The following is a 12,200-nucleotide window of genomic DNA, read 5'->3' as shown; positions in this document are numbered from 1 at the left end:
CAGGCCCATATTGTGGCCAAGGTCGATGGTGGAGCGCACGATCTTGGCATCGCCCACGTCTTCCACCATATTCAGCACGAAGCTCTTGTCGATCTTGAGTTCATCGACCGGCAGGCGCTTCAGATAAGCCAGCGAAGAATATCCGGTACCGAAATCGTCAATCGACAAATCGCAGCCCATGGCGTGCAGGCGCTCCAGCGTTTGCTGCGCGCGCACCGGATCGTCCATGATCGCGCTTTCCGTGATCTCCAGGCAGAAGGAGCCCGGCGACACCTGATGGCGCGCGAAGATGCCTGCGAACTTGAAGGGCAGTTCCTGGTCCAGCAGGTCGCGGGTGGACAGATTCACCGAAATCTTGAGGTGGATGCCCTTCATCGCCAGTTCGTGGCACAGCTCCGCCGAACGCTCCAGCACCCACTGAGTAAGCACGCGAATGAAGCCGGTCTGCTCCGCGAACGGAATGAACTGGTCGGGGAAAACGTTGCCGCGTTCGGGATGCGCCCAGCGCACCAGCGCTTCCGCGCCCACCACGTGGCCGTTGCCAAGCGCGATCTTGGGCTGCACGAACAGGCGGAACTCGTTACGTTCGACTGCATGGCGCAGTTCCGTCATCAGCGACAGGCTTTGTTCACTGCCCTTGTCGATATCCGCGCTGTACACGACTGCACCATCGTGGCGCTGCTTGGCGGCGTACATCGCCACCTCGGCCATGCTTAGCAGCGTTTCGCCATCCTTGCCGTGATCAGGGAAGCCTGCAATACCAATGCCGGCGCCGATGTCCACCATCTGCTCGTCCAGCGACAGCGGCGTTTCCAGCGCGGTCAGGATTTCGGAGGCAATGACGATGGCATGATCCAGTTCCGCGCCCGGCAGCAGCACCGCGAATTCGTCCCCACCGAGTCGCGCCACTTGCGCCGCAGTGTGGCGGCGGTTGGCCAGTTGATGCAGCAGGCGGCCTGCCACCTGCTTCAGCAAGGCATCGCCGAAGCTGTGGCCCATGACGTCGTTCACGTGCTTGAAACGGTCCAGGTCCATCATCAGCACGTACAGCGATTCGCCGCGCTTGCGGGCCGCCGCGATGGAGTCGTTCAGCAACAGCAGGAATTGCGCGCGGTTCGGCAGATTGGTCAGCGTGTCCCAGTATGCGAGACGGCGAATCTCCTGCTCGCGCTTGGCGATACCGTCACGCATGCTGTTGAAGGCCGTGGCCAGGTCGCCGATTTCGTCCTCGCGCTTCACTTCAATCTGCGCCTTGTAATCGCCCTTCTCCAGCTTTTTGGCGGTGTCGGCCAATTCGGTCAGCGGCTGCGCAATGCGCTTCGCGGTCAGCACGCTCGCCACGGCGGATACCACCAGCCCGGCGATCGTCAGCGCAATCAGCCAGCGCTCCAGACGCGCGTATTCGGCGGTCGCTTCATCGATCGAGCGGCCCAGCACGACCACGGCGCGCTGGCCGTTGTCTTCGCCGATCGGCAGCAATCGTACCCGGAATTTGTCGCCGCCAATATCCAGGTCGAAGCTGTCGCCGTTGGCGCCCGCCATCTGGCGCGTCACATCGGCCACGCTGGCAGGCGGCAGCGTCGACGCCACCGGCAGCCAGCCACCTTTCTGGTCCATGGTCAGGATGGTCGTCTGCAGCGAAGTGATCTCGTGCATCTCGCGCGCCAGGCGTTCATCGATCGGGAAGGCCATGACGACCCAGCCGATCGTGATCGGTGCCTTCACCGGAATCACCACCACCTGGTAGGGACGCTGGTCCACCATGGCGATGCCGCTGGCGCCTTCGTCCTGTTCCGCCTTATCCAGCAGGCCGAGCACCATTTTTTCCAGCGCTGCGGATTGCGCATCGTTGGTCGACGCCACGATCTTGCGCTCCCCGCTGACCAGCATCGACAGCGATGCCTTGATGCGGCGGCCATGATTGGCCAGCGCCGACACAATGGTCGCGCGGTCGCTTTCATCCGTATTGCCGATGGCTGCCAGCAGACCCGCATCGCGCGTCAGCAGGCGCGCACCGAAGCGCAGGCTTTGCGCATTCTGGTCCATCAGGCGCGTGAACACCTTGGCGCCGTTACCCAGTTCGGCACTGATCGAATTGCGCGCATTGGTGTTGATGCCGCGCTGGATGACCAGCAGGCCCACCACCTGCACTACCACCAGCAGTACAAGGAACAGCGTAACAATCCGGCTCTCAAGGCTACGGAAGCGCATGGGCACTCTCAATAGTTGCTCGTTGTATCCGCGTCACGCACGGGCGGTTTAAGGGTGATTTTGAAGTTGGCACTGGATGCGCCGTCGGCTTTCACAGCCACTTGCTGCTCCAGCGGGTGTCCGCCGGTAATGTCGGGATGCCAGGCTTTCAGCACGTATCTGCCTGCTGGTGCATCGACCGTGGCCGAACCGCTTTCATCGGTCTTGGCGAAGTACGGCGTATCGACAACGCGCACATAAGCGACCATCTTGTCGTGGATATTGCAGCCCAGGACCACCGTGCCTGGCTTGTCGAAAGTCTGCGGATCGGCAGTCGTGCCGCTATACAGTTTCTGGTCGAATTTGTGCGCCGGCGAGAAAGAGTAAATGTGGTGGCGCACCTTGTCGTTATTCGGGAAGTAGATCTTGCTGCCAGTCTGAACCACGGTTACCAGCGGAATGAATTTCAGGCCCTTCTGGCTGATTTCGCCCGGCTTATGAGTGGCGGGCAGCGCCGCGCCGCCATCGGCTTCCGCATAGACCACGGCATCCTGCACTGGCTTGCCTGCGGCATCGGTCACCTGGACCACGATGTTTGCGCTGGCAGCAGCGCTCACGCCACAGAAAATTGCCATCGCAGCAACGTGTAACAATTTCGGCATCGGGATTTCCATCTGGTAAAGGATTTCCCTATTGTAGCGCCCCGCGCGCGGCTAAGGCAGGGAAATTCTCTTGCTGCAAGTCATTAAGTTGTCACATTCAGAAATTAACATTCTGCGCCATGACCCCGCCCTCTGCCCTTCTTCCGTCCAACGTGAGCTATCTGCGACCTACACCGGATGAGCAGCTGGGCCAGCATTTGCTGGACATTATCGCCCGCCGCCAGCTGACCGCCCTCTTCCAGCCTATCGTGGACATGAAGACGGGCGACATCATCGCTTACGAAGGCCTGATCCGCGGCCCGTCCGACAGCCCGCTGCACGCGCCGATCAATCTGTTCCGCGCCGCCCGTGCCAACAATCTGGCGCGTGAAGTCGAATATCTGTGCCGCCGCGTGGTGCTGGAGCGCTTTGCCGAGCTGAAGCTACCAGGCAAGCTGTTCCTCAACGTCAGCCCGGAAAGCCTGGTGCTGCAGGATGGCAGCAGCGGCGAAACTTTGGGCTACATCGAAGAAATCGGCATCAATCCGGCCAACGTCATCATCGAGCTGACCGAAAACCAGCCGACCTACGACTACGAGCTGATGCGCGAGGCGGTGCTGCACTACCGCAAAATGGGCTTCAAGATTGCGATTGATGATCTGGGCGAAGGCTTCTCCAGTCTGCGCCTGTGGTCCGAGCTGCGCCCGGAATACGTGAAGGTCGACATGCACTTCATCCAGGGCATCAATGCCGATCCGGTAAAGCTGCAGTTTGTGCGCTCCATTCAGGAGATTGCGGACAAATCCAACACCCTGGTCATCGCCGAGGGCATCGAAAAGCAGGCCGAGCTGCTGGTGCTGCGCGACCTGGGCGTGGCTTTTGCGCAGGGCTATCACCTGGGACGCCCCCACGCCGCACCTGCCAAAGCTGCGCCTGCCGAAGTGGTGAAGGCTTTGGCGCGTAATGGCGTCGCGGTCTATCCGCAGCGCCAGGCCAAGAACGCCGCCAGCATCCAGAAGCTGCTGCACCAGGTGGACGCTGTTCCGCCAAGCATGAACAATAATGAAGTCTACGAGATTTTCCTCGCCGATCCGAAGCTGCTCATTATTCCCGTGGTGGATCGCGATAAGCCAATGGGCCTGGTGTCGCGCTTCGAAATGATCGACCACTTCGCGCGTCCTTACCAGCGCGAGCTGTATGGCAAGAAGCCCTGCACCCTGTTCATGGACAGCAAGCCGATCATCGCCGACAAGGACACCAGCCTGCAGGATCTGTCCTGCCTGATGGCCGAGTCCGACGCCCACCACCTGTTCAACGGCTTCATCATCACCGAGCAAGGCCGCTATCTGGGCATGGGCACCGGCCACGATCTGATGCGCGAAATCACGCAGATGCAGATCAACGCGGCGCGCTACGCCAATCCGCTGACCCAGCTGCCGGGTAATGTGCCGATCAACGAACACATCGACCGCTTACTGGAAAGCGGTACGCGCTTCTGGGTCTGCTACGTGGACCTGGACCACTTCAAGCCCTTCAACGATGTGTACGGCTACCGCCGCGGCGACGATGTGATCCAGCTGACCGGACGCATCCTGACCCGCCATTGCGATCCCAACCGCGATTTCGTAGGCCACATCGGCGGCGACGATTTCATGATCCTGTTCCAGAGCGAAGACTGGGAAGAGCGCAGCCGCGCCGTGCTGGACGAGTTCGGCGCCGGCATCGGCGAGTTTTACAGCCTGGAGGATCAGGAACGCGGCGGCTATATCAGCGAAGACCGCCAGGGCAAGAAAGTGTTTTATTCGCTGATGAGCCTGTCACTGGGCGCAATCAAGGTCGAGCCGCATCAGTTCTACTCGCATCATCAGATCGCCACCTGCGCGGCCGAAGCAAAGAAGCAGGCCAAGAAAATCCACGGCAACAGCCTGTTCCTGGACCGCCGCCGCGAACCGCACAACGCACGCTAGCGCCCGGCGCTGCGGCCGGCCATCGTTTCCTCCAGCCGGCCGGTTTCGACCCAGCCATGCGATTCGCGCCCCGTTTTCGGGTGCGTGTACACGACTTCAGTGAAGGTGCCGTATTCGTAGAACGCCGTCAGCGCATCGCCCGGCACCACAAATAGCTCACGCTGGCGGCAGGCGCTGTCCGGCGCGGAATGAAAATACAGCCGCTCATGCCCCTTCACGCGACGGCCTGCCTGCCAGTCAGGCACCTTCACCTGCTCAGCTCGGCTGGCCACCAGCACCGCGCCACAATCCACCGGCGCAGCACTCACCACACCCGACGCAACCGCAAGCAATAAAAGTAGACGAAAAGACATTTCGCAATGCTGCCATGGAATGGACTGACTGGCAACGATTTAGTCATCGTTCCAACTGCCGGGAGCGCCTTCAGCTACGGGAACGCTCGTCGCTGGACTCGGCGGAGCGGGCGAGCCACATGCGGGAGCGGACAGGGTCGCGGCGGACGCCGCGGCCGCTGCCGTACATGCCGCCCAGGTTGTATTGGGCCAGCGGATGGCCCTGCTCGGCCGCTTTACGATACCAGCGCACCGCTTCGGCGTCGTCCTGGTTCACGCCCTGGCCGTTGGCGTACATGACGCCGAGATTGTTCTGGGCGCTGGCGTCGCCTTGTTCGGCGGCGCTGCGGTACCAGGCGACGGCTGCGGCTTCATCCTTCGGCACGCCATCGCCATTGGCGTACAGCACGCCCACGCTGAATTGGGCGTTAGGTGCACCCTGCTCCGCCGCCAGCCGATACCACGTCAGCGCTTGCGAAGGATCACGCTGCACGCCGGTGCCGCTCGCGTACATCGTCCCAAGCAGATATTGGGCCGCCACCTCGCCCTGCACAGCCGCCTTGCGCAGCCACGCCGCCGCCAGCTGCACATTGCGCACCACGCCGGTGCCATTGAGATAGGATTCGCCCAGCAAGGACTGGGCACTGGGCACCCCCTGCTCAGCCGAGCAGCTGAACCAGTTGGCGGCGATTTCGTCGTTCTGGGGCACGCCGCGGCCCTTGCGGTACATCTGCCCAAGATTCTGCTGCGCAGAGGCTTCACCCTGGCGCGCGGCACGGCGGAACCAGTGGACTGCCTCGGCGTCGTTGCGGCGGGTGCCACAACCGTTGTAGTACATCGCACCGAGGTGGTTTTGCGCGAAAGCGATGCCCTGATGGGCCGAGCGGCGCATCCACGTAAAGGCCTTGCGCTCGTCCTTCGCGACAGCCTGGCCCCGCTTGAAACACAGGGCCAGGTTGAACTGGGCGTAGGGATCGCCGCGTTCCGCTGCTTCCAGGAACCACGAATACGCACTCATGGCTGCCTCCCTTTAAACAACCAACAAAACGTTATCTAAAGTTTAATTTTGAAGCTCCGGCAGCCTTTGCGCGGCGTCAAACGTGGATCAGAACTTGGCTCTCACACCGAAAGAAACACCGCGGCCAGCCAGTGGCGACACATCCTTCAGCAGCGAAGTCGATACGCGAATCTCTTCGTTCAGCAAGTTCTTGCCGATCAGATAGTACGTCAGATCATAGTTGGCAAACTTCTGGGTGTAGCTGAAGTTGGCATCGAGCTTGTTATACGAAGGCGTCGGCGTGGTTTCCCAAACAGCCAGGCGGTCCTGCGACTGCGCGTGCGTGAGCGACATACCCGCACGCCACACGGCAGTGCGATAGCCAACGCTGGCGCCGACGCGGGTCGCTGGTTGCAGCGGCAGGCTGCCGCCCTGGTCCAGCGAGCCGTGCGAGTTGTCCGCAAACACGCGGCCGTTCCAGCCCATGCCGTGCGGGTTGTACTCCACCTCGCCTTCCGCGCCGCGCACGGTGGCATTGGCTTGCTCGAACAAACGCTGGCGGAAGTCGCCGCCCGGATTGCCTTCATCATCCAGCATCACATCGGTGATATGGCCATAGATGAAGTCATGCACCTTGTTCTGGAAGACGTTGAGCTTCCATTGAATCAGCCCGGTGTTCTTTTGCAGATCCAGTTCGACATTGTTCGAGGATTCCTTGCGCAGATTCGGATTGCCGATGTCGAAGGTGATGGTCGCATCGTGCGGGCCGCCGGAATACAGTTCTTCCGTTGCCGGTGCGCGCTCAGCGTGCGAGAAGGTCGCGCCGACGGCATAGCCGGGCATGAACTTCCACATCGCGCCCACCGAACCGGAATTCAGGTCAAACGAGCGCTCGATATTGTTGACCGGCGTGCGCTTCACGTTTTCAAAACGCAGGCCCGCGTTGACGCGCACAGGACCGAAGTCCTTCTCTTCAACGATAAAGCCCGCATACGATGTCGAATGCGTGGTCGGCACGGTATCGGGACCGCCGTCAACGCTCAGGGCGGAGAAATGGTTGTTCTCTGTCTGCGCACCGAACGTGCCGTGCCAACCCAGCACTTCCTTATGCGCCAGCTCAACGCGCGACTCCAGCGAACGGTTGGTGAACCTGGTGGCAGGCGTGCCGTCCGTCTCCAGTTCGGTGTGCTTATAGTCGGTGTAGCCCGCTTTTACGCGCACGGAATCGAAGCCGGCGAATGGCGACTTGACCAGGCTGTCGAAGTCATAGCGGTTCTGCTTCTGGTCGATCTTTGAACCTTCTTCGGTCGGAATGCCGTACAGGTTCTTCAGCGTGCTGACGGACACGCCGGCATAACCCCAGTCGTCAACATAGGAAGTGCCCAGGCCCGCAGTCTTCTCGCGCGTTTCGGAGTGCGGCAGGCGGCCGCTGCCCGAAGCCGGATCATTGGCGATGCGGTAGCCGGGAATCTCGTAATCGCTGGTGTAGCGGATGCTGCCATCGGCATGCAGTGCGAATTTGCCTGCGGTGCCATCGACCGTGCCATTCACGCTGCGGCCTTCATCGACCGTGCTGTAGCGGGTTTCGATCTGGCCGGTAGGCTTCGGTTCGAGATTGGTCGGAATGCGCTCATTGACCACATTGACCAGGCCACCAATCGCGCCGGAGCCATACAGCAGTGCCGCCGGACCGCGCAGGATTTCAATCTGGTGCGCCACCGTGCCTTCAGCCGCCACCGCGTGGTCGTTCGACAGGCCGGACACGTCCGACACCGCCATGCCGTTCTCCAGCATCTTCACGCGCGAGCCTTCCATGCCGCGGATGATGGGGCGCGATGCGCCGGCGCCAAAGGCGGACGAGGAAACGCCCAGCTCATTCGACAGCGTCTCGCCCAGCGAGTTGCCGACCTTGTCGCGCAGCTCATCGCCGGCCAGCACTTTGGCCGGTGCGAGAATCTGATCGCCTTCGTTGGTGCGGAATGGGCTGGCCGTTACGACAACCTTCTGAACATCGGCATCGGCCGCGCCGTCATCGGCGTAAGCGAGCGTGGAAATAGCGGAGAGAACGGCGCTGGCCAGCAGCGTGCGTTGGATTTTCATTCAAATACCTCAAGCAATAGGAAATAGACAGGCTGCGCTTTCGGACGAGCAAACGCTGTCCGGCAAACGCGGAATTACGTGATGCAGCTGTCAGGCTTGAGGTGGCGCGCGGGAACGGAAGACGCAGACGGTACGCTCACAGGCGGGAGCGGCGTCGGCGACGATGGCCACGGGAGCTTTGTGCTCCATGGCCGGGAAAGTAAAGGAAGGGGTATCAAGCGCGGTCGCCAGCTGGGCGAAAGCAAGACACTGTCCGCAATTCTGATCGAGGGCAATGCCGCCGCGCGAAGTGCGCGAATCATCGCTGTCCTGCGCCTGCTCAGTCGAACCGTGGTGCAGATAGCCGGAAATGTGCGACACCGCGTGAATAGCCCCCAGCTGCTGGGACAGAACCAGCAGAAGCGCGACTAAGACGTGAACGATGTTGCGGCGAAACTTCATCCCGCTATTGTAAGCATGTTTTTACATTTGTCACAAGGTTGCCTGTGTTGCGCATTGTTTCTGCAACCAGGCAGGCACCTTCGCGGCGGCTTGCTTGTTCACGCCGGCCAGCAACTCCGGTGTCACCTCAACAATGCCATACGTCGATGCGATGTGACGTCCGATATGCAGCAGCACTTCCGCGGTCACCTCCGCGTCAGCCTCGGCGCGGTGAGCCGCGCTGCGGAAGCTGATGCCCAGGCGTCCGCTGAGCTGACCCAGCTTGTAGCTGCCCAGTTCAGGGAAGACGCGGCGCGCCAGCTTGAGCGAACAGATGGTGCCGACGTGCGCGGGCGCGCGCCCTACGCGTTCCGCTTCCGCGCGCAAGAACTTCTCATCGAAACTGGCGTTATGCGCGGACAGCGGATCGCTGCCGATAAAGTCCAGCAGCTGCGGCACTACTTCGCTGGCAGACGGTGCGCTGTCCACCATCTGCTGCGTGATGCCAGTGAGTCCGGTGATGAAGGATGGAATGCGCACGCCGCAATTCACCAGCGATACAAAGCGCTCGGTGATGCGGCCGCCTTCAATGCGCAGCGCCGCGACTTCGGTGATACGGTCGCCCATCGCTGGCGACAGGCCGGTGGTTTCAAAGTCAAGCATGACGACAGGTCTGGACAGCACGCTCGTCTCCTCAACCGAATTTGCGTACGGCGTCCAGCGCGAGGCCCGCGCCGATACTGCCAAACAGATCGCCTTCCACCTTGCGCGCGCCCGGCACCAGGGCCGCGATGCGTTCGCGCAGCAGACGCACGCCGCTGGAACCACCGGTGAAGAAGACGGTGTCGATCTGGTCCGCGTGCAAACCCGCATCGGACAGCAGCTTTTGCACCGTCTGCTCGACCGAACCGACCAGGTGATTGATGGCGCCGTTGAACGTTTCGCGCTGTAGCTCCAGCGTGACGGCGGGATGCAGGCGCTCCAGATCCAGCTTGACGGTGTCGGCATCGGACAAGGCGATCTTGCCTTCCTCAACCTTGATCGCCAGCCAGTGGCCAGCGCGCTCTTCGACCAGATTCTGCAGGCGCATCAGCTTGTCCTGCTCGCGCGAATCGCGCACCAGCTCATTCAATTGCGCCTGCATCTTCTTGGTGTAGGCCAGATTGATGGTGTGCCAGGTCGCGAGATTGAAATAGTAGCTGGACGGGATCTCGGCGCCGCTCAGCAGCTGCGAGCCGTAGCCAAGCAGCGGCATTACCGCCGCAAGGCTCAAGTATTTATCGAAGTCCGTACCGCCGATGTGCACACCGCCGGTGGCGAGAATATCCTGCAAGCGCTCTTCGTGCCTGGCGCGTTCCGGCGACAGGCGCACCAGCGAGAAGTCCGACGTACCACCGCCGATGTCGGCAATCAGCACCAGTTCTTCGCGATCGATCTGCGACTCGTAATCGAATGCCGCGGCAATCGGCTCGTACTGGAAAGCGATATTGCGGAAACCGACGCTACGCGCAATTCCGGCCAGCGTATCTTCCGCCAGTTGATCGGCGGCTTTGTCGTCGTCGATGAAATGCACCGGACGGCCCATCACCACGGATTCGAACTTGCGGCCCGCCGCATGCTCCGCGCGGTGCTTCAGTTCACCGATGAACTGGGACAGCAGCATTTTGAACGGCAGCGCGCGTCCGCCGACTTCAGTCTGTCCCTCCATCAGGCTGGTACCCAGCAGGCTTTTCAGGGAGCGCATCAAGCGGCCCTCATAGCCCGCCAGATATTCGGCCAACGCGGCGCGGCCGTAGGTGACCTCGTCGTCATCGACGTTGAAGAAGACCACGGAAGGCAGCGTCACTTTGCCATCCTCCAGCGGCAGCATGAGGGACTCGCCGGGACGTACCCAGCCCACGGTGGAATTGGATGTGCCGAAGTCGACACCGCAAGCGTTCGCCATGGATTACGGTCCTTAATGCTGAAGGGGCGGTATTTTAGCACCGACGCGACAGTTCGCCGCCGAAAACCGGGAATTTAATTGCCATGCGACAAGTTATGTCTTATTCTCAGAAAAACATATTTATTACAGACAACATGCCGGAAAGGCAGGAATGCGGAAGACGAAACCCTCACCAGCACTCGATGCAGCGGAACACAAAGCGGCCATTCTTCAGGAAGGCCGCCGCGTTACGTCGTATGACGTCGCGCTGCTGGCTGGCGTGTCGCAGTCTGCCGTCTCCCGCTGCTTCAAGCCGGGCGCCAGCGTTTCGCCGGAGACCTATGCCCGCGTGATGAAGGCCGCCGAAGGGCTGGACTATATTCCGAATGCCGCCGCGCGCAGCCTGATCACGCGCCGCTCGAATATAGTGGCTGTCATTATTTCCAATGTTGCCAATCTCTACTACCCGGAAGCGCTCGCTGAACTGAGCCAGCAACTGAGCCGGCGCGGCAAGCGCGTGCTGCTGTTCACCATGCAGCAGGAATCCGATGTCGAACATATCCTGGCTGACGTGTGGCAGTATCAGGTGGATGGCGTGGTCGCAGCGGCGCGCCTCACCGAAGCGCAGATTGCAGAATTCGCACGGCGGCGCATGCCGGTGGTGGTCTTCAACCGCAACCAGCGTGAAGGCGGCGTGAACAGCGTGGTGTGCGACCAGTACGAAGGCGGACGCATGCTCGCCTCGCGCCTTGCCGGGACGGGACACCGCCAGTTCGGCATCATCGCAGGGCCGGTCGATTCTTCCGTTGGACGCGAACGCCTGCGCGGCGCCAGCGATTATCTGGCCGAATTCGGCTTGCCCGAACCAGCCATCGTCACTGGGCAATTCGATTACAGCAGCGGCGCGCGCGGCTTGCGCGAGCTGATAACGCGCCTCGGCAAGGCGCCGGACGCGATCATCTGCTGCAACGACATCATGGCCATCGGCGCGCTGGATTGCGCGCGGCATGAGCTGGGGATTGATGTGCCCGGACGCATGTCCATCGTCGGCTTCGACGCGGTGGAGCCGGCCTCGTGGGCCAGCTACAAACTGACCACCTTGCGGCAGCCGATCCAGAAGATGGCACTCTCGGCAGCCGACCTGCTGTGCACGCTGATCGAATCCGAAGCCACCGGCGCCCCCGAATCGCGCGTCTTCGCGCCCCAATTCGTCGACGGCGAAACAGCCCGCCTCATCCAACTCCCCGAAGCCATCCTCGCCGCCTAAGCGGATCAGATCCGGCCCAAATAAAAAAGCCCGCCGGAGCGGGCTTTTTGTTTAGCCGGCGGCGATGCGCTTGGCGATGTGGTTGAGTGATTCCTCGACCTGGTCGACCAGGATCAGGCACAGGTCGCCCTCTTTCAGACGGTCCATCGCGGTGTCGATGGCGATGAATTCACCCGTGATCTGGTCGATCTGCCTGGTGCGCGTTGCACCTTCCAGTCCCTGGCGCAGCAGGCCTACCACTTCACCGTCAGCGCGGCCGCGCTGGCAGGCGTCCTGGTATAGGATCACGGAGTCGAAGGACTTGCCGAGAATCTGAGTCTGCTCGCGGATGTCTTCATCACGGCGGTCGCCCGCGCCCGAAA

10 protein-coding genes and 1 pseudogene are annotated in these 12,200 nt (G+C 61.5%); 2 read left to right on the top strand and 9 right to left on the bottom strand.

The window, feature by feature from the left end:
- Both AB4Z11_RS08655 and AB4Z11_RS08650 read right to left on the bottom strand, forming a co-directional pair.
- Positions 1-2,211, bottom strand: a 2,211-nt coding sequence (locus AB4Z11_RS08655; protein WP_442024434.1) for an EAL domain-containing protein, incomplete at its 3' end; no start/stop codon positions are given.
- 8 nt (positions 2,212-2,219) lie between these two features.
- The gene (locus AB4Z11_RS08650; protein ID WP_442024432.1) at positions 2,220-2,852 is read right to left on the bottom strand and encodes a methylamine utilization protein; all 633 of its coding nucleotides are present in this window, start codon (positions 2,850-2,852) and stop codon (positions 2,220-2,222) included.
- A 119-nt stretch (positions 2,853-2,971) separates the two neighbouring features.
- Here AB4Z11_RS08650 and AB4Z11_RS08645 point away from each other — a divergent pair, with 119 nt between their 5' ends.
- Positions 2,972-4,798 (top strand): GGDEF domain-containing protein, encoded by a 1,827-nt coding sequence (locus tag AB4Z11_RS08645; protein ID WP_442024430.1) that lies wholly within the window; start codon positions 2,972-2,974, stop codon positions 4,796-4,798.
- Here the strand turns inward: AB4Z11_RS08645 and AB4Z11_RS08640 are convergent.
- The 6 genes from AB4Z11_RS08640 to AB4Z11_RS08615 all read right to left on the bottom strand — a co-directional run bounded on the left by AB4Z11_RS08640 (position 4,795) and on the right by AB4Z11_RS08615 (position 10,592).
- Positions 4,795-5,151 carry a hypothetical protein gene (locus tag AB4Z11_RS08640; protein ID WP_442024428.1) on the bottom strand — a complete coding sequence of 119 codons (357 nt, stop codon included), beginning with the start codon at positions 5,149-5,151 and terminating at the stop codon, positions 4,795-4,797. The genes AB4Z11_RS08645 and AB4Z11_RS08640 overlap by 4 nt on opposite strands.
- A gap of 70 nt (positions 5,152-5,221) precedes the next feature.
- Complete coding sequence (locus AB4Z11_RS08635) at positions 5,222-6,148, bottom strand: SEL1-like repeat protein (protein WP_442024426.1); 927 nt, start codon at positions 6,146-6,148, stop codon at positions 5,222-5,224.
- 87 nt (positions 6,149-6,235) lie between these two features.
- Positions 6,236-8,227: a TonB-dependent receptor gene (locus AB4Z11_RS08630; RefSeq protein ID WP_442024424.1), complete on the bottom strand. Its 1,992-nt coding sequence runs from the start codon at positions 8,225-8,227 to the stop codon at positions 6,236-6,238.
- Between the two features lie 90 nt (positions 8,228-8,317).
- Positions 8,318-8,668: a DUF2946 family protein gene (locus AB4Z11_RS08625; protein WP_442024422.1), complete on the bottom strand. Its 351-nt coding sequence runs from the start codon at positions 8,666-8,668 to the stop codon at positions 8,318-8,320.
- Between the two features lie 30 nt (positions 8,669-8,698).
- Complete coding sequence (locus AB4Z11_RS08620) at positions 8,699-9,331, bottom strand: exonuclease domain-containing protein (RefSeq protein WP_442024420.1); 633 nt, start codon at positions 9,329-9,331, stop codon at positions 8,699-8,701.
- Positions 9,332-9,341: 10 nt separating this feature from the next.
- Positions 9,342-10,592, bottom strand: a complete 1,251-nt coding sequence (locus AB4Z11_RS08615; RefSeq protein WP_442024418.1) for an Hsp70 family protein — start codon at positions 10,590-10,592, stop codon at positions 9,342-9,344.
- Between the two features lie 151 nt (positions 10,593-10,743).
- Between AB4Z11_RS08615 and AB4Z11_RS08610 the strand changes: the two genes are divergently transcribed.
- Positions 10,744-11,838, top strand: a complete 1,095-nt coding sequence (locus tag AB4Z11_RS08610; protein WP_442024416.1) for a LacI family DNA-binding transcriptional regulator — start codon at positions 10,744-10,746, stop codon at positions 11,836-11,838.
- A gap of 51 nt (positions 11,839-11,889) precedes the next feature.
- Here AB4Z11_RS08610 and AB4Z11_RS08605 read toward each other — a convergent pair.
- A pseudogene (locus tag AB4Z11_RS08605) lies at positions 11,890-12,200 on the bottom strand (cyanophycin synthetase); the annotation flags it as partial.

It is taken from the genome of Pseudoduganella sp. RAF53_2 (genome assembly GCF_052113985.1).
GTDB lineage: Bacteria > Pseudomonadota > Gammaproteobacteria > Burkholderiales > Burkholderiaceae_D > Rugamonas.
The sequence above is the reverse complement of the archived record's forward strand: the minus strand, read 5'-3'. Positions and strand labels throughout refer to the sequence as shown.

Excerpts from the sequence above, each read along its gene's own strand:
- AB4Z11_RS08650 (WP_442024432.1), bottom strand. The coding sequence starts at position 2,852 with ATGCCGAAATTGTTACACGTTGCTGCGATGGCAATTTTCTGTGGCGTG.
- AB4Z11_RS08645 (WP_442024430.1), top strand. The coding sequence starts at position 2,972 with ATGACCCCGCCCTCTGCCCTTCTTCCGTCCAACGTGAGCTATCTGCGA.
- AB4Z11_RS08630 (WP_442024424.1), bottom strand. The coding sequence starts at position 8,227 with ATGAAAATCCAACGCACGCTGCTGGCCAGCGCCGTTCTCTCCGCTATT.
- AB4Z11_RS08640 (WP_442024428.1), bottom strand. The coding sequence starts at position 5,151 with ATGTCTTTTCGTCTACTTTTATTGCTTGCGGTTGCGTCGGGTGTGGTG.
- AB4Z11_RS08635 (WP_442024426.1), bottom strand. The coding sequence starts at position 6,148 with ATGAGTGCGTATTCGTGGTTCCTGGAAGCAGCGGAACGCGGCGATCCC.
- AB4Z11_RS08610 (WP_442024416.1), top strand. The coding sequence starts at position 10,744 with ATGCGGAAGACGAAACCCTCACCAGCACTCGATGCAGCGGAACACAAA.
- AB4Z11_RS08615 (WP_442024418.1), bottom strand. The coding sequence starts at position 10,592 with ATGGCGAACGCTTGCGGTGTCGACTTCGGCACATCCAATTCCACCGTG.
- AB4Z11_RS08625 (WP_442024422.1), bottom strand. The coding sequence starts at position 8,668 with ATGAAGTTTCGCCGCAACATCGTTCACGTCTTAGTCGCGCTTCTGCTG.